This window comes from Halomonas elongata, assembly GCF_029081005.1.
Classification (GTDB): Bacteria; Pseudomonadota; Gammaproteobacteria; order Pseudomonadales; family Halomonadaceae; genus Halomonas; species Halomonas elongata_B.
On the sequence record NZ_JAJQTQ010000137.1, the window covers coordinates 1 to 369 of the forward strand.

Below are 369 nucleotides of genomic sequence, written 5' to 3' on the forward strand. Positions count from 1 at the left end.
CAGCGGAGCAATTTCATGGCGGCAGAAATCGGTCACCTGAGCGGTGTTAAAGCGATGCCAGTCAAGATTAAGACCGTGGATCGACATCTCGCCCTGCGGCGCAGGCGATTCAATCTGCGACCAGTCGGTATAGGTATGACTCCAGAAGGTGCTCCACCAGGCCTGGTTGAGGTTCTCCAGGGTCTGGTAACGCGCCTTCAGCCAGTCGCGAAAACGGTTCTGGCAGAGATCGCAATGGCATTCACCGCCATATTCGTTGGAAATATGCCAGCCCAGCACCGCCGGGTGTGAGGAATAACGTTCTGCCAGCAGGGTATTGATTTGCAGGGTTTTCTCGCGATAGACCGGTGACGACATACAGTGGTTGTG

At 55.3% G+C, this 369-nt stretch carries 1 protein-coding gene; it reads right to left on the bottom strand.

Annotated elements, in window-relative coordinates; all coding sequences use genetic code 11:
• Positions 1 to 369: beta-galactosidase (locus LU493_RS19795; protein ID WP_275289509.1), on the bottom strand; the 369-nt coding region annotated here is incomplete at both ends.